This is a genomic window from Pseudomonas sp. ANT_J12, assembly GCF_008370045.1.
Classification (GTDB): domain Bacteria; phylum Pseudomonadota; class Gammaproteobacteria; order Pseudomonadales; family Pseudomonadaceae; genus Aquipseudomonas.
Genome location: NZ_VOBN01000004.1, coordinates 254,559 through 277,951 on the forward strand (window position 1 = coordinate 254,559; position 23,393 = coordinate 277,951).

The following is a 23,393-nucleotide window of genomic DNA, read 5'->3' on the forward strand; positions in this document are numbered from 1 at the left end:
AGAAAATATCAATACGCCACTACCGGCGAGGACGCTCCATGCCCACAGAAAACAAACCGGCCGAGCCGCTGCCGACATTGGCGACCGGCGCCGCGCTTGATGCTTCGACCTGGACCGACTTCGTCGAACGCCTCCGTCATCACTGCAACGGCGCCGGCGTTAAATGGCACCACACTGCAGCCGCGATTTTCACGGTGCAGGCCAAGCGAATCGATTACGGCTACGAGATCGACTACTCGGAAGGTCGAATTGTCTGCCTTGAGGATCGCCGGTGGTTCAGCCCGAAAGAATACTGGGAAGACCTCGACGACGAGGAGCGCGCAGAAATCGACCAGGCCCTGATGGCTGATCGGGAATGCAGCTTTATGGATCTGGACGAGGACGACCAGTGGGAACATCTCGCCGAGTGCGATGACCACACCGTCACCGGCTGGAACAAGCGCTGGGAGATCGTGAATAGCCATTTCACCAAGGAAGCCGCCGAGGCTTTCATCCGGCGCAAGCAACACGTCTACGGCGAGATGCGCGTCAACGTTGAATCCCAGTATTACGCTTGGGAGTTCGAGGCCGTCAAGGGGGCGATTCTTGACGGCACTCTGACTTACAAAAATTGGAAACGCGACTAGTTCAGCAATCTTTTCATGGCTAGTAAGTCGCTAAGAAGGTATGAGCAGCCTATTACCATGACGGCCGCAATAAAAATGACAACCGCCCCTGAGAAACACCTATAAACAAAGCGTAGATCACCAAAATCGTTTTTTTTATCCCCCCAAAGCGCCACTTGAACGCAAGCAAAGACGCAGCCTATACCCACGAGCACAACAACCATAGTCGCTGCTATCGACCAAGCAATTTGTCTAACATTTAAATCATCGACCATTCCATTCGCGGTCAGCAAAGACATACCCGTAATCGAAGCCACAGAGCTAATTACGCTTAACACTTCAGACGACTTCATATCCGTTCCTTAGAAATTCGCGACGGATCTTCGCACAAACTATCTGAAAAGCCACCTTTCTGCCGCTATAGCGGCAAGGACGAAGTCATGCCTGAAGAAACTGTTTTGATCCAGCCGCTGCCGATTCATCGAGACGCCACTGGTTGCTGGACTCACCCGGCTTGGCCATCCACCGATGACGAACTGATCCTTTACGCATGGTTCACCGAGCGGGGCCTGGAGGTTCGTGAGCGAAATTTCGAGGGTGACGCCCCGGAGGAACTGCAAGCGGCCTGGTTCGCCAGCGGGATCGCAAATTGCTCGGCCTGGGAGCCAACTCCGCCCGCCGGCGAAGGCTGGTTCATCTTCTCGATCCACGACACTGATGATGGCCCGATCTGCGTTTGGGTCCGGTATGTGCCGAGCTTGCAGCGTGAAGTCGATGCAGTAGCCGCCGGCAAAGAGTTCTGCGGCGCCTGCGGTGATGGTTGCGGGTCGTGCAAGGTCGCAGAAGAAAGTCCGCAGGTGACGCGATGATCGCCCTCGCCTGGTTCGCCTACGTGTACTGCTACAAGGGGCCGCGATGATGACCTCAGTCTTGCTTCTTCCCCTTGGCCCATCCGCACACCATCAAAACCAAGCCTGGGATCCACAAGCCAGGCGCGGTGATAGCAAAGCCACAAACGGTCAGTGGTAGCCCTGTTAGAAACAACGGGTTTCGAAACGCGTTTTCCATAGCAACTTCTCCTTAATTTCTCTCATTAAACCACAAGGCCTGCCGGTGAAAAGGCGGGCGAGGCTCAATCATGTCCGAAATAGAACGAATGCTAGAAGCAATGGCTGCGCCTTCGCCACCAGCACCCGAAGTCGTCACCGTACCCCGCATCCTTGCAGAAGCAGCATTGACGGCGCTCGAGGATAAAGGCGCGACACCATCTGAAGTTCTGGCGCTCCAGGGCATTCTGGCCGAGCCAGTCTTGCAGCTCTGGGCAATCCACAGTGTTGGCCCGGGCGAAGAATATCCCTGCCTCAATAGGGAAGATGCCGAGCGCCGAGCAAAAGAGCTGCGAGCCATGGGCGACACGATGAAGGCTGAACGCATCGCACGCGGCGAAAGTGTTGAGCACTGGCCCGACTGGGTAACGAACGTCGTCCCATCCCCATGGGAGCCTGCCGAACACTTCGAAATAATGGCCGAGGAATGGATGGAAGACGCTGGCCAGCTCCGCAAGGAGGTGATCAAGCTGACGGATCAAAGCAAAGAACTGCTGGAAAGCCTCACCAATCTCGTCGGCCTGGCCAGGCTTGGCGCCGCACGACTCGACAAGTACCACGCCGCCCTCGCCCAAGCTGAAGCAGTAATCGCCAAAGCCGCCCAATAACCACCTTCTGCCGCCACGCGCGGCATGGAGCACTTATGTCTGCAGAACTGGCGCAGGCGCCCTCCCGGCCCCGGCGCGGAAGCATCCTCCCCCGCTTCATCCGTGCCGGCGCTGCGCCCATCTATTTGGGAATGTGCCGGGCCGAATTCGACAAAACAGTCCGCCCCTATGTCAGCGAGTTTCCTATCGGCGAGCGCGGTGTCGGTTTCGACCGGCAGGAGCTGGATGACTGGGCAACGGCGTACGTCGAGGCCAAAGCAATTGATAAAAAACGCGCCCCGGAGCAACAATTGCCCCGCAGCGAGCGCCAGAAAGGAGATAAATCATGGCGCGAAAATCGATCACAGGCCTCTCCGAGAGGAAAGGCATCTGGCATATCGACAAGAAAATCAACGGAGAAAGACTTTACGAAAGCACTGGAACTGGTGACCGGGAAGAAGCGGAACGCTACCTGATCTACCGGCTGGAGCAGATCCGACAACAAAAGGTGTACGGCGTAAAGAAGGTCAGAATATGGCGGGAGGCGGCAACTCGCTTCCTGCTGGAGTTCAAGGATCAGCCTTCGATCAAGCTTTCAGCTCACCACCTTTCTCAATTGGACCCGTTCATAGGCGACATGCGGCTGACCCACATTGATGACCAGGCCCTGGTGCCGTTCATCAAGGACAGGTTGGCGACCAAGAAGCTTGAAGGCGGCAAGGTAAAGAAAGGCGTCAGCAACAGGACGGTGAATATCTCGATTGAGCGTGTGATTCGGGTTTTATCGTTATGTGCCAGGAAGTGGCGAGATGATGAGCGCAGGCCGTGGCTGGACAGCGTGCCGATGCTCACGAAGCTGGAAGAGAAGAAGTCGAGCCGCAAGCCGTACCCGATGTCGTGGCCGGAGCAGTCGATTCTTTTCGGGGAGTTGCCGGCCCACCTGCAAACGATGGCGTTGTTCAAAGTGAACACAGGCACCCGGGAGCAGGAGGTTTGCAAATTGCGATGGGATTGGGAAATTTCGGTGCCAGAGCTCGTTACCAGCGTGTTTCTGATTCCGGCTGATTTTGGCGGCAGACACGAACGGTCTGGAGTGAAGAACGGTGATGAGCGACTGGTCGTGCTCAACAGCGTGGCCAAGTCGATCATCGAGCAACAGCGCGGCGTGAGTAAGGAGTGGATTTTCCCCTACAACGGCAACGCGATGCATCGAATGAATGACTCGGCTTGGAAAAAGGCGCGGGTGAGAGCGGCGAAACTCTGGCAGGAGGAAAACCTTCGCCCCGCTCACCCAGGTTATACATCCATTAGGATTCATGACCTCAAACACACATTTGGCCGCCGGCTGCGCGCAGCAGGTGTAACCGAGGAAGACCGCAAGGCACTTCTGGGCCACAAGAAAGGCAGCATCACCAGTCACTACTCTGGCGCTGAGCTTGGGCATCTGATTGAAGCTGCGAACATGGTATCAGCAACCGATTCGCGTGGGCCGGTCCTGACAATCTTGAAGAGGAAGCAGGCGTGAAAAATAGAGAATTCACGCAAAAATCACGCACATGAAAAAGCCCAACCTTTTCAGATTGGGCTAAGTCATTGAAAAATATGGTCGGGACGGAGTGATTCGAACACTCGACCCCTAGCACCCCATCTCCTTTTTCATACTTCTTGAAAGCTTCCAGAATTTTACTCTGGATTTTTCTAAGCTAGTATTTACTTGAGCTCCAGCGGTGTTCTGCTCTACGAGAGTCCAGTAACGTCCATCAAGAGCCGGCGTTTTTGTGGGGGTAAAAGTAGGGGGAGTCCGTTTCATGGCTAAAATCACTATCAAAGAACTCGAGTCGCTGACTCCCAACGATGCCGGCCGAATCCTCCGAGAGGATGGCAATCTAGCCGGTCGAATCTCAGTCCGTAAGGACGGCGTGTCGGTCAGCTTTTTCTATCGGTATCGCTGGGGCAACCAGAACAAAGAGTACGCCTGCGGAACCTGGCCGCGCAAATCCTTGACCGACATCCGCAAGGCCCGCAACCAGGCCCGAGCGCTCATTGATGAGCAAATCAATCCCAACGAACACAAGAAAACCGTTAAGGCACAAGCATACGCCGCTGCTAACGTAGAGGCTGAACAAGTAAAAACCACGAAGGTGCAAACACTGACCGTCCAGAATCTGGCCGACGCCTGGCTGCTGGATGGCGTGGCGCGTAAAGACGGCAATGCCGAGTTGCAACGACGCTTTAACAAGGACCTTTTGCCAGCACTCGGCAGGACAGCGGTGAACAATGTTTCCGAACACGACGTTCGGGCGCTGATCCGGGCCGTGGTCAACCGCGGCGCTCACCGGCAAGCCATCAGTTTCTTCGCCGACCTCACCCAGATGTTCAGCTGGGCTAGAAAGCGTCAACCTTGGCGGGCGTTACTGGTTGAGGGTGATCCGACGGAACTGGTCGACATCTCCCCATTGATCCCTGTCGACTACGAAGCTGAAAGAAGCCGCATCCTTTCGCCGACTGAGCTGTTGGAACTGCACAACCGCTTCCAGCAAATGACCGCCGACTACAACGCCCTCCCCGCGGGCCAAAAATACGATGGCATTCGGCCGTTAAAGAAGGAAACGCAGCTCGCGCTCTGGATCAGCCTGGGCACGCTGTGTCGGATTGGCGAGTTGCTCCAGGCCGAATGGAAAAATATCGATTTGGACCAGCAGACCTGGTTCCTCCCCAGCGAAAACGTCAAAGGCACCCGCGGCAAGAAACAGGACCACCATGTGTTCCTCTCGCCCTTTGCGCTGCATTTCTTTCAGGAGCTCAAGACCCTGACGGGAGACTCCCAGTGGTGCTTTCCAAACAAGCTGGATGATGGGCATGTGGACGTGAAAGTGGTGAGCAAGCAGGTCGGCGATCGCCAGGCCCGGTTCAAAAACCGCAAGGCCCTCTCCAGACGGTGCCATGACGACACGCTGGTCCTTGCCGACGGCCAAAACGGCGACTGGACGCCGCATGACCTGCGCCGTACGGGGGCGACCATGATGCAAGCCTTAGGCGTTAGCCTGGATGTCATCGATCGCTGCCAAAATCATGTGCTGGCCGGCTCTCGGGTGAGACGCCACTACTTGCATCACGACTATGCCGACGAGAAGAAAAACGCCTGGAACCTGCTGGGCGATCGACTCAGTGCGGTGCTGTCCTCGACCTACGAGCACACGCCAAACGAGTCGAAGTTGTCTTTTCCAGCGTACACGACGAAAGAGACCCGGACATCCTCATAGGGCTGTTTCACCCTGCGTTCACCGGAATTTAACGTCCCCATGCTGTGATCCATAATTCGCGATGAGCAAAGGTGGCAGATTGCATGTACACATTCGTGAGCTTTACCGTCGAGGAACTGTTCGAAAAAGTGTGGCAAACACCCATGGTCAAACTGGCCCACGACATTGGTGTTTCCGACGTCGCCGTCGCCAAAGCTTGTCGCAAAGCCGGCATCCCTCTCCCTGGGCGTGGCCACTGGGCCAAATCGGAAAAGCAGCGACAACGCAAACCCAAATCTCCTCAGGTCGAAGGTAATGTCCGATTCCAAGTGCTCGACCGTGACAACTCGCTCGCCAAGACTGGCACTGATTTGAACTCGCCTATACTCCGGAGGAATATTGAAGCCCCCTATCAATTAACGGAAACTCACGCGCTAGTGAGTCAATGGCTAAAGACCGCAAAAACGTCGAAGGTCAAGGACGGCTACCTCGATTACGCAGGCAAGCGTGTATTGAATGTGATGATTTCATCGACATTGATAGAACGCTGCGCAATCCTTTTTGATGCGCTGATTAAAGAGGGTGAAGCTGAAGGTTATTCATGGAAGATCAACGCTGAAGGAAAAACAATTGCCACTGTTAACGGCGAGACCATGGCCGTGCGACTCATAGAGCGATTAGACAAACACGCGTTACCAGCACCTCCTCCCCCAAAACGCCGCCCAGGTACTCCTTGGGAGCCTAATTTCATGTCCCTGCGAAGCCCACAGTTTGAATGGACCTCAACGGGTGAACTGACATTTCAGATCGAAGCGCGGATGGATTACGGAGAACGGAAAAACTGGAAGGACACCAAGACCGCGCCGCTCGAGAAAAAACTTTCTAGCATCCTGGCGGGCTTAAGTTCCGCATCAGTTTCTATCAAGGCCCTCAGAGAGAAAGAGGAGGCAAGAAATCATGAATGGGCTGAAGATGAAAGACGACGTCTTGAACGAGCCCGTGCAACAGAGACTCAACGTCGCCTCAGATTGAGCGTTGTTAAACATACAGAGCGATGGGAACGAGCCGAGCGCTTACGAGCCTTTATAAAAGCGGTAGAAGATCGGCTGAAAGTTGCCCCGATCGCAGATCAAGAAACGGCAAATCCTTGGATCGATTGGGCTCGCAAGCAGGCTGATCTCTTGGATCCTTTGCAGGGGAATCTGGCATTAATTACCACGTTGGACGTAGAGCTAGAAAGCTGGTTCAGTGGCTCACACTACGGACAGGCAGAGAAAGGTTGGTGGTCTGAGTAGTCGGCAACAATGTAGACCTCAGGAAACACGATTTTAATGGGCTCTAATCGCGACGTTTAGACAATTGGTCATCGCAAATTTTCCTACTGCTACGCTGTTCTCACACGGAGAATAACCAATGATCAATTCAGACCTGCTCCCTTCTTTGCTTTTCAAGATCAATCAAAACCAACTCGCCCTCGAAGCTGCCATCATGGAGCTAACACTTTGGGTAGAGCATCGCGGTTCTGCTGACGTCGCCGAGAATGTTCGCGGTGCGCTAGACACAATCAGCAATAACGAAGAGTTCATCAAAATGACACTCGCGGTGCTGATGACGCCGGAGTGACTTCGTCTAACGTCACAAGACGCGCGCCGCCTAACGCCTCTATCCTCGACTGCTTTCAGCTGTTGACAACAGGCAGCAATCGGCCAATTGCAGTCCTTCGCGACAGGCATTAACCGGCCAAAGCGGACGGTCGTACAAGCGCTGCGCCCACTGGCTTCTGTCTACAGGGCAATGGGTAAGACGCGTTCATGAGGAGACTCCATTCCATGGCAATCTAATTGCATTTGCAATCATATTAAGGCGTGCAGTATGGTGCAAGCATGACGGAACGCACGGAGATTTTTGGAATATGATCGGCTTTTCCAGCTTCAGCAAAACACCAGATACCCGCCTTGCCGCTCAGGCCTGCATCGATAAAATCCGAACCCCGGCACACCAATACACCGCTGGCTTCTCCTCTCCGCTCTACACCATGATCGATATCGCCAACCAACTGGAAAGGGATCCGGGAACGGCCAGGCATGTCTGGGTCATCCGGTCCGACAAGCAGTCTCAAGTCGAAAGCTGTCACACACGTATCAGCGCCTGGCCTCTGCGCTTTAGCCCTACTGCCTGCGCCAGCGAAAAACCGCTGTTGTACCTGACCAGTTCTGCGACATCAGCCGAACTTTGCGCACTTTCAAACGAGTCCGCCCGCCGGGGCATTCTGTGCAATGACATAGAAACCCTGCCCTCCCGCTGGCCTAAAGGCGCTCACCCCTGGGTTCCGCTTTGGCTGGCCGCCAACCCGCACTGCCTGCCCTTCGACCCCGCCAGCGGTGCCGAAGCGCACGCCATTGCGCTAGCTGCGTTGCAAAGTTTGTATGTGGAAGGCAATGCCGGCTTCTATTACATGGCGCTTCACGATGAACCCAATGATTTCGTCGCCCCCATCAGCCACCTTAGTGCGAGCCAGGCCTTCAAGGGCATGTACAAACTCAACGAGATTGATACAGATGCCGGGCAACCCCGGGTCCGCTTGTTGGGCGCGGGGCTGGCCTTGCAGTCGGTAGCCTCAGCGGCGCAGATGTTGCGTGATGACTGGGGCGTCGAAAGCGAACTCTGGAGCTGCCCCAGCTACACCCGCCTGGCCCGTGATGCAGACAAGGCACAACGCTGGAACCGGATGCATCCTGACATGCCGCGGCGGTCGTCGCATTTGGTCGACTGCCTGAGCGCCGATGATTGCCCGGTGGTGGCTGTGACCGGTTATGCCCAGCATGTCGCCGATCAGATCGGTGGGCATATCCAGTCACGGTTCGTGGCGCTCGGCGCGGACTCAATCGAAACATCTTCGAGCAAATCGGTGGATAAACGCTGGATCGTGGCACTCGCTCTGCGAGCCCTGGCCCAGGAAGGTGTTATCGCGCAGGCGTGCGTCGAACAGGCCATGGGGCGTTATCTGCTGCAATGACAGGACAACGCTCAGCCCGCTCGCCCACTGTTGCGCGCTGCCATTGCGGCCCGCTCAAGCGCGTCACTGAGGAATCGCTGTTGCTCGTCGTCGAATTGCGACAAAAACAGCTCGTCCACCGCCCCTTCATAGATTTTCCACATTTTTTTACGCAGCACTTTCCCGCTCTCGGTAATGGCGGCATACGCACCACGGCCGTCATCGCTGGCACGGCTGCGTGTGACCAGGCCTTCGGCCTCCAGACGGTCCACCAACCGGGTGAGGTTGTAGCGCTCGATCGCCATCACGTCAGCCAATTCGCTCATGCGTCTGGTGCCTTCAGGGCCGCTTTCCAGGCCCCATAACGCGTCGTACCACGCGTACGCCGGCAGCCCGGCAGCCGCCAGTCGACGCTCGATTTCCCGGATCAGGGAGTGGTGGGCCCTGACGAATCTGAACCAGGTATCCGGATCGCTTGAAGACATGCATCACCCTTTTCATGACATCGATTTAGTTGCAATTGTAGCGTGTGGCAGGCTAAGTTCTCGCATATAGTTGCAACTGCAATTATAAATATTCTTTTAGGTTGGCGTCGACCCACGCCCCTTAGCCAGACACCCAACGACTCGGTGCTGCTGCACTGTCCAGGAGACGACGATGGCACAACAACCCCTGTTTCTCGACGAGGATCCACAAGAAACTCGCGAATGGCTCGAATCCATCGAATCGGTGGCGAGCGTCGAAGGGCGTTCTCGCGCTCACTACCTGATCGATCAGATGCTGGATTTCGATGCCAGCCGCCATGGTGATTTTTACGGGCGCGTCACCACGCCCTACGTCAACACAATCCCGGTCGACCGTCAGCAGCCCTACCCCGGAGACCTGACAATAGAGCGCCGGATCAATGCTTATATCCGTTGGAACGCTTTGGCCATGGTGCTGCGCGCCGGAAAACATTCGAACGTGGGCGGGCACATCGCTTCCTATGCCTCGGCAGCCATTCTGTACGACGTCGGCTTCGAGCATTTCTTCCGTGGGCGCACCGAGCAGTTTGGTGGCGACATGGTGTATATCCAGGGCCACTCTTCACCGGGCATCTACGGGCGCGCCTATCTGGAAGGTCGCCTGAGCGAAGAACAGCTGGACAACTTCCGCCGCGAGACTGACCGCGACGGTGTCTCGTCATATCCGCATCCAAGGCTCATGCCGGACTTCTGGCAATTTCCGACGGTGTCCATGGGACTAGGACCGATCACCGCCGCGTATCAGGCCAGATTCATGCGCTACCTCGAAGACCGTGGCCTGAAAGAACATCAAGGGCGCAAAGTATGGGCGTTTCTCGGTGACGGAGAAATGGACCAGCCGGAATCCCTGGCGGCGATTTCCCTGGCGGGTCGGGAGAAGCTCGACAATATTATTTTTGTCGTCAACTGCAACCTCCAGCGTCTGGACGGACCGGTGCGCGGCAACAGCAAGGTCATTCAGGAGTTTGAAAGCCTGTATCGGGCGGCCGGCTGGAACGTTATCAAGGTAATCTGGGGCAGCGGTTGGGATGCCTTGCTGGAAAAGGACAAAAGCGGCCTGCTACGCCAGCGGATGATGGAATGCGTGGACGGCGACTATCAAAACTACAAATCCCAAAACGGCGCTTACGTCCGTGAGCATTTTTTTGGCAAATACGCCGAGTTGCTGGAACTGGTCAGCGACCTGAGCGACGAAGAAATCTGGAAGCTCTCTCGCGGCGGCCATGACCCGGAAAAAGTCTACAACGCCTACGCCGCCGCGATGCGCCACACCGGCGGGCCGACGGTCATTCTGGCAAAGACCGTGAAAGGCTTCGGCATGGGCGAAGCAGGCGAAGGCCAGAACATCAACCATCAGCTCAAGAAGATGGGCGAGGACGCTGTCAAAGCGTTCCGTGATCGTTTCGCGCTGGACCTCACCGACGATCAACTGGGCGACATGCCTTACCTCAAACCGGCAGCGGACAGTATCGAGGTCCTTTATCTGCAAGCCAGGCGTACCCAACTGGGCGGTTACGTGCCTGCACGCTTCAGTGCAGTCGAGCCGTTGCAGATCCCGCCATTGTCGGCCCTGGACACCCAGCTCAAAGGCACTGGCGAGCGCGGTATTTCCACCACCATGGCGTTTGTGCGCATCCTCGGCACGTTGCTCAAAGACCCGAATATCGGAAAGCTGATCGTGCCCATTGTCCCGGACGAATCACGCACCTTCGGTATGGAAAGCCTGTTTCGCCAGATCGGCATCCATTCCCACATCGGCCAGTTGTATACCCCTCAGGACGCCGGTCAACTGAGTTATTACAAGGAGGCGCGGGATGGGCAGATCATGCAGGAGGGACTGAACGAGTCCGGCGGGATTTCTTCGTGGATCGCAGCGAGTACTTCGTACAGTACGCACGGCGTGACGACAGTGCCCTTCTACATCTTTTATTCGATGTTTGGCTTCCAGCGCGTCGGCGATCTGGCCTGGGCGGCAGGCGATGCCCGTGCCCGAGGTTTTCTGCTGGGCGCCACGTCCGGCAGGACCACGCTGATGGGCGAAGGCCTCCAACACGACGATGGTCACAGCCATGTGCTGTCCTCAACCGTACCGTGCTGCGTGTCCTACGACCCGACGTTTGCCTATGAGCTGGCCGTGATCATCCAAGATGGCATGCGGCGTATGTATGTCGAAAACGAAGACATCTATTACTACATCACGTTGCTGAACGAAAACTACGCCCATCCGCCCATGTCCGAAGGTATCGAGCAGGACATTCTTAAAGGCATGTATCGGCTCTCAGCCCCGGCGCAGCCAATCGAAGGCAAGCATGTACAACTGATGGGTTGCGGTTCAATCCTGCAAGAAATCATCGCCGCCGCGCAGTTACTGGAGCAGGACTTCGACGTCAGCAGCGAAGTGTGGAGCGTTACCAGCCTGACCGAACTGCGTCGGGACGGCCAGGATGCCGAACGCTGGAATTTGCTGCACCCTGATGAGGCGCCACGTATCGGTCACGTTGAAAGTTGCCTGCAAGATAAGCAGGGTCCGGTGGTGGTAGCGACTGATTACATGAAGATATTCGCCGACCAGATCCGCCCGTTCGTGCCCATGCGGCGCTTCGTGGCATTAGGCACCGACGGTTTCGGCCAATCGGATACCCGAGAATCGCTGCGCAGGTTTTTCGAAGTGGATCGCCACTTCATCGCGCTGGCGGCCTTGAAAGCGCTGGCAGATGACGGAGGGGTGCCGAGGGAAAAAGTAGCTGAGGCGATTGCGCTTTATGGGATTGACCCGGAGAAACAGAACCCAGCGAAAGTTTGAGTCTTATCTGTTGTAACTGCCTCCCACTGTAAAACGGGAGACGGCTTCTGGCCGCTGTGTTTTGCAGCGGCCTTTTTATGGACTCTATTAACCTACCTGCTATTTCTTCGCGCAGATACGAAACTTCAAACCAGCCCCCCGCAGCCCGGCGATTTGACAGTTTGTTTGTGAGGAGACCTCGGCAAACTCAAGCCAACAGCTCGGTGATCCACCGGGGCCTACCGGGCGATATCCTGCACCTTCTCCTTGTTTGCGGCCCCTCACCACAGGCAGAAAACGGCCAAAAAGAGTCAACCGGATGTGTCTACGATTTTGAGGCCGATTCAGTACGGTCATTCTCTCGTCCACCTGAAGAGCTGAGAGCATGGCCGCACTCGAAAAGCGCTATCCCCTGAGTCGTTCACCAGAAAGCTGGAGCGGATCTGCCAGAGACTAGACGATGCATCCGTCCGCACCATCGCTCACAAAGACTTCTTGTTGGCGTTGATGGAGTTTTGAATCAGGCTACCGGAATTAATTGACCCACCCGAGCGTTCAAAAAATGATGACCTTGCGGGTGATCTCGGAGGCAGCATGTGGGTCAGTCGAAATCAGCAGCCTGGATCAAAATCCCATCAGCGCCAACACCCTGACGTATGGTTCATCAGACCTCGCTTTGGCAGGGTCTTTTTCTGAGCACCTTCAACAAGCGGTTGGCGGGCCAAGGGGTTGGTGCGGCACGCAGGAGCGAAGCGACGAGGACTCGGCCCCTTGACGCGGCAGAAGCGACCAACGCTCATGGCATGGGTGTAGGGGATCAAGGCCGGAGGCCTCCCCTGCACCCTTGACGACAGAAAGGGAGACTCGCTCCCTTCCCGCTTGCGGGAAGGGCAGCGGGATTGGCTATGGAAGAACGCTAACACTATGAATCTAATGAACCAATCGCAAAAACAAGACAATTTCAGCGTTCTTGTTTTGATGACTCATGCTTGCAATCCCATCCCGGAACGGGTGGTCACTTGGTCCAGTAAATCCGTCGAAACCCTGCCCTGCCGGTATAAAGCCGCTTACAGATCTTTATGGACAGAACGCCTACGAGTGCGAAGACAATCCGGAAACAACCCACAACACTGTCGAATTGGTAGTCAGGTAATCGTGAACGAGCTTCGCCGCATACCAGTCTGCTGCCACCGAAACGATAATGAAAACGACGATACTTGCCCGAGGGGTGCCATAGGAAATTTCAGCATGACAGCCTCATGAACCCGACCGGGTCAAGCGGCGACGATATCCGCGATTTGATCGCTGCATCGCATTCGACTTGCGACGCACTTCCGGAATCAACTAATAACGGCCCCCTTTGGACCACTTGCAATCAGACTCGCACCACAAGCGGTTTTCATACCGTGCAGTGCAATTGGGGTACCACCGACTGAATACGTACTGCTGCCATCTGAGATGGGAAAAATACCTTTGCAAAGTGGACAACTGACCTTGTGGCCGACACCCGAAATCGGTTTCCCATTGAGATCGGTCTGGGGAAACGCTTCGAGCACCACTCCACCATGGCTGGTGGAGTCGCCTAAGCGAATGATGTCTTTCACTTTGCATATCCTTGATCAGAAGTGATCGCCATAATATGAGATGCTCGCAGGAGATTATGTCAATTATAAACTGTGCTGTACCCGAGCCGGCACTACTCGAAGTGAAATAGCGAATGCCCGGTGTATTGCACACTTATCCTCCTTCGGTCTCAGCTCCAAAGCCGACAGCTAGCGGGACACAACTCTCGTATAGCCTCCAAGCAAATCTCAAGGACCAAATCACGTTTAAACAACAACCTGAAAAACATGACCTTTTCCCGGAAGAATTAAGAAAGTTCACTCATTCTGTCGGATCCAGCTCAGCCATCCAGACATCCTCGTAACCCTCTCTGTCGATAATGAATTTCGCACCTTCAGGTAGAAAAAGATATTTCACTACTTCCGGAAGCTCCTCCATTAAATGCCCAGTGTGAAGCGCTTGGTAAAAGCCACTAGCAGGCGAATGTTCTCCACAGTGAATAAACCAACTGATCGTGCCACCCTCAGGCAGTTTGACTCTAGTCCCGTATATTGGAGATTTATGCAGGGTTCCTAAGGCAATAGCGACCATATCCTCGGGAGCCTGTGAGGGTACTCCATACTTAGCACACACCTGCTTTTGAGATTCATCAGGAGTAATCAGATCGGCCTGCTTCATATCTAAATTCCTAGTTTACTTTTCATACATTTTGAAAATGCCGAAGCGTGTCCTCCCTGCTGACGAGAGCAGGTAGGACAATGGGGCTGTACTGCGTCTAATGATGTTTGAGCTGCAACATCATTAGTACCCGTTCGATAATATTCTACTACAAGCGCGTCTTTGTGATCCGCGACCATTTTAGGAGCTTTGCTTCCGCACCTGACACAGCCAAGGCCCTGCATCTCCGACGTTTGCCCTCTAGTGGGCCCACAATCCGGAGCTCTCTTATAAGCTGTGGTTATGTTGGGCTTCGGATCGAAAAGCTTCCCATCGGGAACTCCAAGATCACTAAGAGGTACGTTTTTCCCGGTTCCATCGGATGTACTTGTCAGTCCGAGGGGGTCAACCCAGCTGGTTGGGTTAGGGGCATAAGTATATCCATTTAAGCCACCTGCATAACCGATAGGATCTTTGCTGATATAGCGGCCAACCTCTGGATCATAATAACGATGACGATTGTAATGTAGCCCCGTCTCATGATCGTGATATTGCCCCTGGAACCTGATCGGGTTCATCACACCATGCTGCGTCGCCCATTCCGAGCGCTGCTCCATCACCCGCCCCCACGCCTTGTACTGCGCGGTCCAAGCCATGTGGCCTTGTAAATCGGTCAGTTCCTGCGGCGTACCCAAGTGATCGCATTGATACCAGGCCAACGCATCAAACGGTAATGATGTCGCCCTATGACTCCACAGCGGATCTTCACCAAGGCTGTATTCACCGCTGTAATCCGGTTGGCCCGTCAGGTTGATTGGTGCGTGACGCACGGCCTGCGCGACGGGAACGAAAGTGCCCGGTTCGAAGACGTAATGAACTGTACGACCCGGTTCGCCATCACTCTGCGCCGGGCTGCTTTCCCAAGCGAGGTTGTCGCCGTCCCAGCCGTACAAGGTGAATCCGCAGCCCAGTTCGCGCTGTTTTCTGGCGTGCTCGTTGCGATTCCAGAGAGAGCCCGCCTCAGGGCGCTGTTTGTAGTGTGCTCGGGAGTTTTTGTGCAGGCGCCTTCCCAGTGCGTCGTAAGCAAATTCAACGGACAGGCGCGGATTTTCGAAATGCACCAGTCGATCAAACAAGTCCCAACGCATATCGCTACGCTGACCGTTGTGCCAGCGCTGTATTTGATTGCCGCGCTCGTCGTAGTCGTAGTGGGTGCCGGCGTATTCGCGCAGCAGGTTGTCGACCAGTTTGCTGCGCGGCGGAGTTTGGTCCAGTGGGCGGCGGATTTCATTTGCCTTGTTGTCCAGCAGGTTGCTGGCCGGGTCGAAGGCGAAGGTTTCTACGCCTTGGCGGGTGGTGGCGCTGAGCAGGCGGCCGACCGGGTCGTAGCGATAGGCGAGCGGGCCGCGACGGCTGTCGTTGATGTCGGTCAGTTGGCCGGCGGCGTCGTATATGTACTCGCGCTTGAGCAGCGTGGACGGGTCGTCGCTGCGTCCCAGCAGTTGCTCTTGCAAGCGGCCGGCCGGGTCCCATTTTTGGGTTTGCAGCAGGTGGTTGCCCTGATGGCGGGCGACTTCGCGGTGCAGGTCGTCGCGTTCGTAGCCGATCAGTTCGTGATCGTCCAGACGCAGGCCCAGCAAGTGGCCGCTGCCGTAGGTCAGCCAACTGACGCGGTGACCGTCCGGGCGCACGGTGGCAACTCGCTGGTTGAGCACGTCGTACTCGTGTTGCCAGATCGCGACCGAGGGTTGTTCCAGACCGAGGTAGTGTTGGTGCTCGCGCAGCAGGTTGCCGGCCGGGTCGTGGAACCATTGCAGGCGGCTGTCGGCGTTGTCGGCCAGTACCATGTTGCCGTTGCCGTCGTAGGCGAAGGTCTCGCTTTGCAACTGTTCGCCCAAGCTCGCGCGACGCTCGGTCAGCAGTTGGTCAAGGGGCTCGACGGCGGGCGTGAATTCCAGAATCAATTCGAGCGTGCCTCCGCAAGGCAGGCCGAAACGGTGCGCCTCGTCGGCGCTTACGCCATAGCGAACCACCTCGGGCAACCGCTCCGGTAAGCCGACTGCGCCGTAAGCGGCGGTGTATTGGTGGATGAGGTCGTCTTCGATGCAGCCGCCGGAGACGCTACCCACTACACGCCCATCGTTGCGCAGCGCCATCATCGAACCAACCGGCCGTGGTGATGAGCCCTAGGTTCGCGCCACGCTTACCAGCAGCACGCGGTCGCCCGCAGCAAGCCAATCGCGGGCGGTGCGCAGTACTAGCAGATCAATGCTTTCCATCAAGCCTCCGCAGGGTCAGCGCATGTGCAAGATAATTGGCGTGGGGCTGGCCGGGTCGGTATGCGCGCGCAGTCGGGAGACCGCCTGCGCATCAACCTCGCCACCCCGATTACCCCAGGTAGCGCGGACAAAAGACAACACCTGCGCAATCTCTACGTCCGAGAGTTGTCCGCGAAAGGCAGGCATTCGGTACGCATCTGGAACCCCGGCCGTGACCACCCGCATTGATCCGTTGAGGCTGATATTGATGGCTGAGTCAGGTGTCGCCGTCAGTGCTGAAGTGGCCCCGGCCAGTGGCGGCATCCACGGTGCCTGTCCCTTCCCATCCAGACCATGACAGGAGGCACAGCGCGTCTCGTAAAGGTGTCCCCCGGCGCTGGCGAATGCCGAAGCAGCTGCCGCCTCGTATTTCCATGGCGCGCCATCGCGCTGTGGATCACCCGGCAAAGACTTGAGGTAATGAGCGATAGCCGCGAGGTCGGCGTCGGTCAAAAATTGCGTGGAGTTGTTGAACGCCTCGGTCATCGAACCAAACACCACCGCATGCTGATTGCGCCCGGTTTTCAGGAATTGCGCGATATCCGCTTCGCTCCAGCGCCCTAGCCCCGTGTTGGGGTCGTTACGCAAACTGGGAGCGTACCAGCCGTCCAGCAGGGCGCCGGCCAGGAATTGGTCGCTGGCATCACTCAACGCTTTTTCATTAAAAGCCGGGCCGCGTGGCGTATGGCAACTGCCACAGTGGCCTGCGCCCTGGACCAGGTAGGCGCCACGATTCCACTGGGCGTCTCTGGCGGGTTGTTCAATGAAAGTTGCAGCCTCAGTGAAAAGACTATTCCACAGCGAGATGGGCCAGCGGATGTTCAGCGGCCAGGGAATTTCGCTCGGTTTATTGGGTTTTGCAGCCGGGGTGACGCCCTGCATGAAGAAGGCATACAAGGCCCGCACATCTTCGTCTGTCAGCTTGGCGTACGAGGGGTAAGGCATCGCGGGGTAAAGCCGGCGCCCTTCAGGGGCCACGCCGTTGCGAACGGCACGATCAAAGTCAGCCAGGCTGTAGTGACCGATACCGGCCGCGCGGTCGGGGGTAATGTTGGTCGCGTAAATGGTCCCCAGTGGCGTAGCCATCGCCAGGCCGCCAGCGAATGGGGGACCCTCCGGCAAGCTGTGGCAGGCCACGCAGTCGCTGGACCGGGCCACATACTCGCCGCGCTGCACCAGTGCCGCGTCGCCCGCGGCAACGCTGCTAGCGGGGTCAAGCGCCGACGCCGGCACCCGGGTGCCATACCAAACCAGCAGGACCAACGCGACGAGGCCGACCAATGCCAGTGTGCCGGCAGCTTTTGCGTAATGCCGTTTGCTCATGGACAGATCTTCCCGTCAGGCTGGTTGGTTAAAAGGTGTAGTTGGAGAACGGCATGCTGCGAAGGCGCTGGCCGGTAAGCCTGGCCACGGCATTGGCCACTGCCGGCGCCACCGCCGGCAGCGGCGGCTCACCGATGCCGCCCATCTTGGCGCCGCTCTCAATCACTTTAACGTGCACCCTTGCCATGCGGGCGGGCGACAAGATCGGGTACAGATCGTAATTACGCGCGCGCGGTTTTCCGTCGACGTACACCGCTTCTTCCACCAACGCCTGGGACAAGCCCAAGGCCACCGCCCCATTGACCTGCGCTTCGACAATGGCAGGGTTGACGATGCTACCGGGGTCTATCGCCTGCCAAATGTCGTGAACCTTGACCTGGCCATTCTCAATCGACACCTCGGCGACCACCGCTGTTTCCGTACCAAAGGGCGAGGCCATAGCAACACCCCGCGCGCGTCGGGAACCATCTTCAGCGGTGAACGGCCCACGCCTCCAGCCGCCCGACATTTCAGCGACGGACTGGAGCAGATGGGTCAACCGCGCATTGCCTTGCAACAATCGCAAACGAAGCTCAAAGGGGTCATGGCCACCCTTGTCGGCCAGCTCGTCCAGAAACGCCTCGTAAAAGAAGTCATTGAGCGAATTGCCCACCGAGCGCCAGTAGCCAAGCATGACTGGGCCCTTGACGTAGATCTGGGCAATGCGCCGGTTGGGAATTGCATACGCCTTGTCGGTCAAGCCTTCAATGGCCGACGGGTCGAGCTTTGCACCTTGCTTGCCGGCAAGCCCCTCGGTCGGCCCCTCGGTGGCGCTCACCGCTTCGAGTGCGACGGGGAAACCCTTGTCATCCAGCCCGGCGCGAAACTTAACGACGGCCATAGGGCGCAGCACGTCGCGCAGAAACTCTTCCTCTCGGCTCCAAATCAGCTTGATCGGGCGCCCGACTGCCTTCGCCAATTCGATGGCCTGCGGGTAGGGGTTGGCGGTGTCGTATAGGAAGTGCCGCCCGAAAAAGCCGCCGAGCAACGGCGTATGCAGTGTGATCTTTGAAGGGGTCAAGCCGGTACGTTTCGCAATGTCCGCCAAGAAAAAGTCCTGCGCCTGATTGGGCAACCAGATTTCCAGCGAACCATCGGAATGAAAGCGGGCCAATGCTGAAGGGGGTTCGAGTTGCGCGTGATTGACGTACTGGTTGTGGTAGCTGGCTTCAACGTGCGTAGGCGACTTTGCTAACGCGCCGGAGAAATCCCCTTCTACCTCAGCATCACGCCCCGGCCCTGGCTCATTGGCAAGACGCTCACGGAACGCCACCGTGGAGAAATCGGCGGGCATCACCCGCAGAGGCGAATCAGCAGCGGGCTCCTGCCATTGTACCTGTATGGCTTCGACGGCACGTTTGGCGTGCCACCAGCGCTCGGCGACAACCGCCACGGCGCCGGGCAAACGGTGCACAGAGTGCACCCCCTTCATCGCCTTGACCTGCGCTTCGTTGCGCAGTTCGCCCACCGTCATGCCCAGGCGTGGGGCGTGTTGCACGGCGGCGTGGAGCATGCCGTCCACCTGCATGTCGATGGTGTACAGCGCTTTGCCGGTGGACTTGTCGTAGCTGTCCAGACGGCGTACCGGCTTACCAATCCAGCGAAACTGGCCGGGGTCACGCAGCGTGATGCTCTCGACAGCGGGAACTGCCAGGTCTAACGCAAGGCTGGCCAGCTCGCCGTAGCTCAGCGAACGTCCAGAAGCCACATGCAAAACGTGGCCAGGCTCGGTGGTCAGCTCAGCCACCGGCACGTTCAGACGTGCACTTGCGGCCTGTAGCAGCATCGCGCGGGCCAGGGCTCCCAGCCGACGCATGGTCGGGTAACTCATGCGCACCGACATACTGCCGCCGGTAATGCGCAGTCCATTTTCCATCACCACATACGCTCCGCCGGGCGGCGCGCTTTCGACCACAAAGTTCGTTGGATCGGCATCCAATTCCTCGCCAACTATTTGTGCCATGGCGGTATAGGTGCCCTGACCGCCCTCAATGAAGGGGCATAGCAATCGGATGGTGTTATCCGGGCGGATCTCAAGAAAAGCGCTAACTTGAGTTCCTGCCGCTTGGCGCTCGGCCGCCATCGCCTGCATACGTGCAGAACCCAGAGGCACGCCAAAACCGAGCACCAACGCGCCAACAGCAGTGCCAGCAGAGGCCACGAGAAAGCGGCGTCGGGATAGATTGATCGGCTCACCAAGAGCGGTATCACCATGCTTACTCATCAGACCTTCTCCCCGGCTGGCGCCGCAGCGGTTGCAACGTCTGTTGCCAGATCGTGGACGGCAGCATTGATGGCGTTGTAGGTGCCGCAGCGACACAGATTGACCATCGCCGCCGCGATCTGCACATCGCTGGGCTTGGGGTTGCGCTTGAGTAGGGCTGTCGCGGCCATAACCTGGCCAGACTGGCAATAGCCGCACTGGGCGACCTGATGCTCAACCCACGCAGCGACCACACGCTTTCCGACATCGTCTGCTTCTATCGCCTCAATCGTGGTGACCTCCCGGCCCACCACCCCGGCTATCAACTTGCCGTTGCTCTGGGCCGAGGCCAGGTTGCAGGGGTTCACCCAAGATCGTTGGCTGACCTTCAACCAGACCAAAAAAGCCGGCGGGCACATCCGTAAGGGTGAGCACAGTACCTTGGCGGTGCTCTACAAGCCGATGGAACGTGAAGAACAGACCGATACAGGCCAACCCATTTTCGATGAGAATGGTCAGCCCAAGGTCACTCACTTTGGCATTCTCAGGACGCATTTCCTGTTCAATATCGAGCAAACGGAGGGGCTCGAAGCGCTCGATGAAACGTTGCTTGAACCGGAACCGAGCGATCCCTTCCAGGCCAACAGCGTTGCGGAAAATCTGCTGTTAAGTTCAGGTGCACGCATCGTTCATCGGTCTGCCGACGAAGCCTTTTACCACCCGATCAGGGACCTCATCCAACTGCCGACAAAAGCGCAGTTTCAAGATGAAAGTGGATACTACTCCACGGCACTGCATGAGCTGACACATTGGACTGGACATCAGTCTCGGTTGCAGCGCGAGGGCGTGACGTCAGCCTGTCCGTTCGGCTCGCCAGGCTATGCATTCGAGGAGTTGATCGCCGAGATGGGCGCTGCGTTTTTATGTGCCTATGCCGGTATAAAGGGAGAGTTACGGCACGAGGGCTACATCGAGTCCTGGCTCAGTCTGCTAAAGGCAGACAAGCATGCGATCTTTCGTGCCAGTGGCCAAGCCAGAAGCGCATCGGAGTACTTGCGTAATTTGGAGCAGCAGGTGAAGCCAGCGCACTTGGATGACTTACCCTGCATGAACGACGAGGTTTAATCGTCCACTATGCAGAGACTCACTGCTACAGATGCTTCATTGAGCCCGACGCAAGTTGGGCCTTTTTTTGCCTCCAGAACCAACGACTTCCAGGAGCGGCACGTTGCCACATCTGATCATACGCCCAACAAAAGCGCTTTTCGATGTGCAGATCAAATGCCATCTAGCTGCGACGAGCAGTGCTGTTCAGTAAGTAATCAATCCGTTGCAACCAGCCTACTCCGTGACATGTAGAGATTTATCCACAGATATACACACGCCTTTCGTGGACAACTTTTAATCTGTCGCGACAGACTTCCGCCCCCGTTTGACTCTACCAAACGCTGGATCAGTCATCCGGGTGATCCGCTAGAAACCCGACCAGCTCAAGTGGGCTTTGGCTGTCGATCACCTTGTAGATCAGATCTCGCTTGCTGCGCGGTAACTTCTTGACCACGCTCTTCGCCGAAGCTCTGACAGCTTCGTCGGTCCCATGGATACGTGCCGCAAGGAGCAGCACCAGCGTGGCGTCAGTGAGGTTCATGGCAAGACCCTGGAAAATTCGCACCACAGTCTACCGACTCTTCCCTTTCTGTCCCAGCACGTGCCCAACAAACCGATGCAAAGTGGTATCGATATTCCCATTGCCACAAAAAAGGACACGAGCCAAAAAGGATCGGTAAGGGTTGGAAGGGAATAGGGAATCAAGGGTAAGAGCCCTATCCGAAAAGGCTAAAAGGCCACAGGTCCAACCGCCGCCCGGAGATCACGATGCTCTTCAACCTGTTTCACCGCAAAAGGCAAAAGCTCCCTCCCCTACTGACCGTGAGCGTCACTGAAGGTTACCTACCCATTGAGTCAGCCCATACCCTGTTAGCGGCCGAGCACCGCCGCCAGTTACTCGATCGCATCTGGCAGTACACCGCCCTCTCCCACGCCCAATTCACCCAACTCTATTTAAACCCTATCCATCGCTACGCCGAACAGGTCCAGCAACTCCCGGCCAGTGAGACGCACCATCATGCTTATCTCGGCGGCATGCTAGACCATGGCCTGGAACTGGTCGCCTGTAGCCTGAAATTGCGTCAGTCGTATTTGCTGCCCACCGGTGCCGCACCCGAAGACCAAGCCGCCCAAACCGATGCCTGGTCCGCCGGCATCGCCTATGGTGCACTGCTGCATGACATCGGCAAGATCGCCGTGGACCTGCTGGTCGAACGCCAGGATGGTCTTGTTTGGCATCCTTGGCAGGGCACCCTGGATCAGCCCTACCGCTTTCGTTACCTCAAGGGTCGGGACTACCACCTGCACGGTGCTGCCGCAGGCTTGCTCTACACCCGGATTCTCGACCGCCCGATCCTGGACTGGCTCAGTAGATTTCCGTCGTTGTGGGCCAGTCTGCTGTATGTCCTGGCCGGTCAGTACGAACGTGCCGGTGTACTCGGCGAGTTGGTCATTCAGGCGGACCGCGTTTCCACCGCACAGAACATTGGTGGCAACCCAAGCAAGGCACGCAGTTCTTCAGGGTTTAATTGATCGAGATTAGGATGCGAAGTCATGGCGCCGATTTTGCCAGAGAGGGCAAGTAGCGGCGATAGACTAATGGGCCAATTGCGCTGGCAAGCGCGCCATAGCAGACGAGTTAGAGCACCGTGATGGCTCCTCCGGAACCGACGCGTTGCCAAGGTAAACCGAGCACTAAAGCTTGAAGTTGCTCTGCATCCAACTCAACTTCAGAACCGTGCCGCACGCCTGGCCAAAAGAAACGACCTTGATTCAAGCGCCGGGCAGCCAACCAAATCCCCACACCGTCATGCACCAGCACTTTCACACGATTGGCGCGGCGGTTGGCGAACAGATAAGCACAGTGCGGCTTCGCCGCACCGAAGACCGCCACGACCCGCGCCAGAGCGGTTTCAGTGCCGGCGCGCATGTCCATGGGCTCGATGGCGAGCCAGATGGTGTCGATGCGGATCATCGCAGCAGGTCTCGCAGGAAAGCGGAACATGTCGCTGCATTTTCTGCTGGCCAGCTCACCACGACTACGCCTTTTGAATGAGGCAGTTCGATTCGAATCGTGGCCGGAAGAACTTGAGGGGCCGCTGTCGAAGACAAGGCCTTGACCGGAATAAAAGCAGTTTGCAGTGCCAGGTTTTTCTGCCCATGCACCCGAATCCATTTATGGACGAGGTTGGCATTGAGGTTGTGGGTCAAGGCGACATTGGCAATCGAGGTGTCAGCCTGCGCACACTCGGCGATGACCTGGGCCTTAAAGGACTTGGAATAGGAACGGCGTTCTTGTGGCATGGGCGTCCGCTTAAAAAGGCTAAAAATGGTGTCCACTT

The 23,393-nt window shown here is 56.9% G+C and carries 20 protein-coding genes and 4 pseudogenes; 12 read left to right on the top strand and 12 right to left on the bottom strand.

The genetic code is table 11. The features are described from left to right. Nucleotides 1-38: 38 nt before the first annotated feature. On the top strand, nt 39-626 hold the full coding sequence (locus tag FQ192_RS11965) for a hypothetical protein (protein WP_149658804.1): 588 nt from the start codon (nt 39-41) through the stop codon (nt 624-626). On the opposite strand, the gene FQ192_RS11970 is transcribed toward FQ192_RS11965, so the two are convergent. Then, entirely contained in the window at nt 623-958 is a 336-nt protein-coding gene (locus FQ192_RS11970; protein ID WP_149658805.1) for a hypothetical protein, read from the bottom strand. The genes FQ192_RS11965 and FQ192_RS11970 overlap by 4 nt on opposite strands. Before the next feature lie 87 nt (nt 959-1,045). Here FQ192_RS11970 and FQ192_RS11975 point away from each other — a divergent pair, with 87 nt between their 5' ends. The 8 genes from FQ192_RS11975 to FQ192_RS12005 all read left to right on the top strand — a co-directional run bounded on the left by FQ192_RS11975 (nt 1,046) and on the right by FQ192_RS12005 (nt 8,556). Next, complete coding sequence (locus FQ192_RS11975) at nt 1,046-1,474, top strand: hypothetical protein (RefSeq protein ID WP_149658806.1); 429 nt, start codon at nt 1,046-1,048, stop codon at nt 1,472-1,474. A gap of 269 nt (nt 1,475-1,743) precedes the next feature. After that, nucleotides 1,744-2,319, top strand: coding sequence for a hypothetical protein (locus tag FQ192_RS11980; protein WP_149658807.1), 576 nt, complete (start codon nt 1,744-1,746; stop codon nt 2,317-2,319). Nucleotides 2,320-2,354: 35 nt separating this feature from the next. Beyond that, complete coding sequence (locus tag FQ192_RS34425) at nt 2,355-2,774, top strand: hypothetical protein (protein ID WP_256672269.1); 420 nt, start codon at nt 2,355-2,357, stop codon at nt 2,772-2,774. After that, entirely contained in the window at nt 2,660-3,823 is a 1,164-nt protein-coding gene (locus FQ192_RS11985) for a tyrosine-type recombinase/integrase (protein WP_256672279.1), read from the top strand. Before FQ192_RS34425 ends, FQ192_RS11985 begins: the two co-directional genes overlap by 115 nt. A 283-nt stretch (nt 3,824-4,106) precedes the next feature. Then, entirely contained in the window at nt 4,107-5,561 is a 1,455-nt protein-coding gene (locus FQ192_RS11990; RefSeq protein ID WP_149658809.1) for a site-specific integrase, read from the top strand. A gap of 83 nt (nt 5,562-5,644) precedes the next feature. After that, nucleotides 5,645-6,835, top strand: coding sequence for a hypothetical protein (locus FQ192_RS11995; RefSeq protein WP_149658810.1), 1,191 nt, complete (start codon nt 5,645-5,647; stop codon nt 6,833-6,835). Between the two features lie 118 nt (nt 6,836-6,953). Next, nucleotides 6,954-7,163, top strand: coding sequence for a hypothetical protein (locus tag FQ192_RS12000; RefSeq protein WP_149658811.1), 210 nt, complete (start codon nt 6,954-6,956; stop codon nt 7,161-7,163). 289 nt (nt 7,164-7,452) lie between these two features. Further along, nucleotides 7,453-8,556, top strand: coding sequence for a pyruvate dehydrogenase (locus tag FQ192_RS12005; protein WP_149658812.1), 1,104 nt, complete (start codon nt 7,453-7,455; stop codon nt 8,554-8,556). Nucleotides 8,557-8,567: 11 nt separating this feature from the next. Here the strand turns inward: FQ192_RS12005 and FQ192_RS12010 are convergent, their stop codons facing one another. Then, nucleotides 8,568-9,020, bottom strand: coding sequence for a MarR family winged helix-turn-helix transcriptional regulator (locus tag FQ192_RS12010; RefSeq protein ID WP_149658813.1), 453 nt, complete (start codon nt 9,018-9,020; stop codon nt 8,568-8,570). 172 nt (nt 9,021-9,192) lie between these two features. On the opposite strand from FQ192_RS12010, the gene aceE reads away from it, so the two are divergent. After that, nucleotides 9,193-11,862, top strand: a complete 2,670-nt coding sequence (gene aceE / locus FQ192_RS12015) for a pyruvate dehydrogenase (acetyl-transferring), homodimeric type (protein WP_149658814.1) — start codon at nt 9,193-9,195, stop codon at nt 11,860-11,862. Nucleotides 11,863-13,181: 1,319 nt separating this feature from the next. Here aceE and FQ192_RS12020 read toward each other — a convergent pair. From FQ192_RS12020 to FQ192_RS12045, 7 genes and pseudogenes are all read right to left on the bottom strand, one after another. Beyond that, nucleotides 13,182-13,445, bottom strand: coding sequence for a PAAR domain-containing protein (locus FQ192_RS12020; RefSeq protein WP_149658815.1), 264 nt, complete (start codon nt 13,443-13,445; stop codon nt 13,182-13,184). A 280-nt stretch (nt 13,446-13,725) separates the two neighbouring features. Next, complete coding sequence (locus tag FQ192_RS12025) at nt 13,726-14,082, bottom strand: hypothetical protein (protein ID WP_149658816.1); 357 nt, start codon at nt 14,080-14,082, stop codon at nt 13,726-13,728. A gap of 2 nt (nt 14,083-14,084) precedes the next feature. Continuing rightward, nucleotides 14,085-15,980 (bottom strand): annotated as a pseudogene (locus FQ192_RS12030) (RHS repeat-associated core domain-containing protein); the annotation flags it as partial. Beyond that, a pseudogene (locus FQ192_RS34035) lies at nt 15,978-16,340 on the bottom strand (XdhC family protein); the annotation flags it as partial. The pseudogenes FQ192_RS34035 and FQ192_RS12030, both read right to left, overlap by 3 nt. A 15-nt stretch (nt 16,341-16,355) precedes the next feature. After that, complete coding sequence (locus FQ192_RS12035; protein ID WP_149658817.1) at nt 16,356-17,702, bottom strand: cytochrome c; 1,347 nt, start codon at nt 17,700-17,702, stop codon at nt 16,356-16,358. 28 nt (nt 17,703-17,730) lie between these two features. After that, nucleotides 17,731-19,965 carry a xanthine dehydrogenase family protein molybdopterin-binding subunit gene (locus FQ192_RS12040; RefSeq protein ID WP_149658818.1) on the bottom strand — a complete coding sequence of 745 codons (2,235 nt, stop codon included), beginning with the start codon at nt 19,963-19,965 and terminating at the stop codon, nt 17,731-17,733. Then, nucleotides 19,965-20,267 (bottom strand): annotated as a pseudogene (locus FQ192_RS12045) ((2Fe-2S)-binding protein); the annotation flags it as partial. The pseudogene FQ192_RS12045 and the gene FQ192_RS12040, both read right to left, overlap by 1 nt. On the opposite strand from FQ192_RS12045, the pseudogene FQ192_RS12050 reads away from it, so the two are divergent. Then, nucleotides 20,263-21,069 (top strand): annotated as a pseudogene (locus FQ192_RS12050) (ArdC family protein); the annotation flags it as partial. The pseudogenes FQ192_RS12045 and FQ192_RS12050 overlap by 5 nt on opposite strands. 328 nt (nt 21,070-21,397) lie before the next feature. On the opposite strand, the gene FQ192_RS12055 reads toward FQ192_RS12050, so the two are convergent. Further along, nucleotides 21,398-21,592, bottom strand: coding sequence for a hypothetical protein (locus tag FQ192_RS12055; RefSeq protein ID WP_149658819.1), 195 nt, complete (start codon nt 21,590-21,592; stop codon nt 21,398-21,400). 227 nt (nt 21,593-21,819) lie between these two features. Here FQ192_RS12055 and mobH point away from each other — a divergent pair, with 227 nt between their 5' ends. Beyond that, on the top strand, nt 21,820-22,584 hold the full coding sequence (gene mobH, locus FQ192_RS12060; protein WP_372242339.1) for a MobH family relaxase: 765 nt from the start codon (nt 21,820-21,822) through the stop codon (nt 22,582-22,584). A gap of 106 nt (nt 22,585-22,690) precedes the next feature. Here the strand turns inward: mobH and tnpB are convergent, their stop codons facing one another. Together tnpB and FQ192_RS12070 are read right to left on the bottom strand one after the other, a co-directional pair. Further along, nucleotides 22,691-23,026, bottom strand: coding sequence for an IS66 family insertion sequence element accessory protein TnpB (gene tnpB, locus FQ192_RS34430; protein WP_178129100.1), 336 nt, complete (start codon nt 23,024-23,026; stop codon nt 22,691-22,693). Then, nucleotides 23,023-23,355, bottom strand: a complete 333-nt coding sequence (locus FQ192_RS12070; protein ID WP_256672270.1) for a transposase — start codon at nt 23,353-23,355, stop codon at nt 23,023-23,025. Before FQ192_RS12070 ends, tnpB begins: the two co-directional genes overlap by 4 nt. Nucleotides 23,356-23,393: the final 38 nt, after the last annotated feature.

Excerpts from the sequence above, each read along its gene's own strand:
- FQ192_RS12010 (WP_149658813.1), bottom strand. The coding sequence starts at position 9,020 with ATGTCTTCAAGCGATCCGGATACCTGGTTCAGATTCGTCAGGGCCCAC.
- FQ192_RS12070 (WP_256672270.1), bottom strand. The coding sequence starts at position 23,355 with ATGCCACAAGAACGCCGTTCCTATTCCAAGTCCTTTAAGGCCCAGGTC.
- FQ192_RS11970 (WP_149658805.1), bottom strand. The coding sequence starts at position 958 with ATGAAGTCGTCTGAAGTGTTAAGCGTAATTAGCTCTGTGGCTTCGATT.
- FQ192_RS11975 (WP_149658806.1), top strand. The coding sequence starts at position 1,046 with ATGCCTGAAGAAACTGTTTTGATCCAGCCGCTGCCGATTCATCGAGAC.
- FQ192_RS12035 (WP_149658817.1), bottom strand. The coding sequence starts at position 17,702 with ATGAGCAAACGGCATTACGCAAAAGCTGCCGGCACACTGGCATTGGTC.
- aceE (WP_149658814.1), top strand. The coding sequence starts at position 9,193 with ATGGCACAACAACCCCTGTTTCTCGACGAGGATCCACAAGAAACTCGC.
- FQ192_RS34425 (WP_256672269.1), top strand. The coding sequence starts at position 2,355 with ATGTCTGCAGAACTGGCGCAGGCGCCCTCCCGGCCCCGGCGCGGAAGC.
- FQ192_RS12055 (WP_149658819.1), bottom strand. The coding sequence starts at position 21,592 with ATGAACCTCACTGACGCCACGCTGGTGCTGCTCCTTGCGGCACGTATC.
- mobH (WP_372242339.1), top strand. The coding sequence starts at position 21,820 with ATGCTCTTCAACCTGTTTCACCGCAAAAGGCAAAAGCTCCCTCCCCTA.
- FQ192_RS11980 (WP_149658807.1), top strand. The coding sequence starts at position 1,744 with ATGTCCGAAATAGAACGAATGCTAGAAGCAATGGCTGCGCCTTCGCCA.
- FQ192_RS11995 (WP_149658810.1), top strand. The coding sequence starts at position 5,645 with ATGTACACATTCGTGAGCTTTACCGTCGAGGAACTGTTCGAAAAAGTG.
- FQ192_RS11965 (WP_149658804.1), top strand. The coding sequence starts at position 39 with ATGCCCACAGAAAACAAACCGGCCGAGCCGCTGCCGACATTGGCGACC.
- FQ192_RS12000 (WP_149658811.1), top strand. The coding sequence starts at position 6,954 with ATGATCAATTCAGACCTGCTCCCTTCTTTGCTTTTCAAGATCAATCAA.
- FQ192_RS12005 (WP_149658812.1), top strand. The coding sequence starts at position 7,453 with ATGATCGGCTTTTCCAGCTTCAGCAAAACACCAGATACCCGCCTTGCC.
- FQ192_RS12025 (WP_149658816.1), bottom strand. The coding sequence starts at position 14,082 with ATGAAGCAGGCCGATCTGATTACTCCTGATGAATCTCAAAAGCAGGTG.
- tnpB (WP_178129100.1), bottom strand. The coding sequence starts at position 23,026 with ATGATCCGCATCGACACCATCTGGCTCGCCATCGAGCCCATGGACATG.
- FQ192_RS11990 (WP_149658809.1), top strand. The coding sequence starts at position 4,107 with ATGGCTAAAATCACTATCAAAGAACTCGAGTCGCTGACTCCCAACGAT.
- FQ192_RS12040 (WP_149658818.1), bottom strand. The coding sequence starts at position 19,965 with ATGAGTAAGCATGGTGATACCGCTCTTGGTGAGCCGATCAATCTATCC.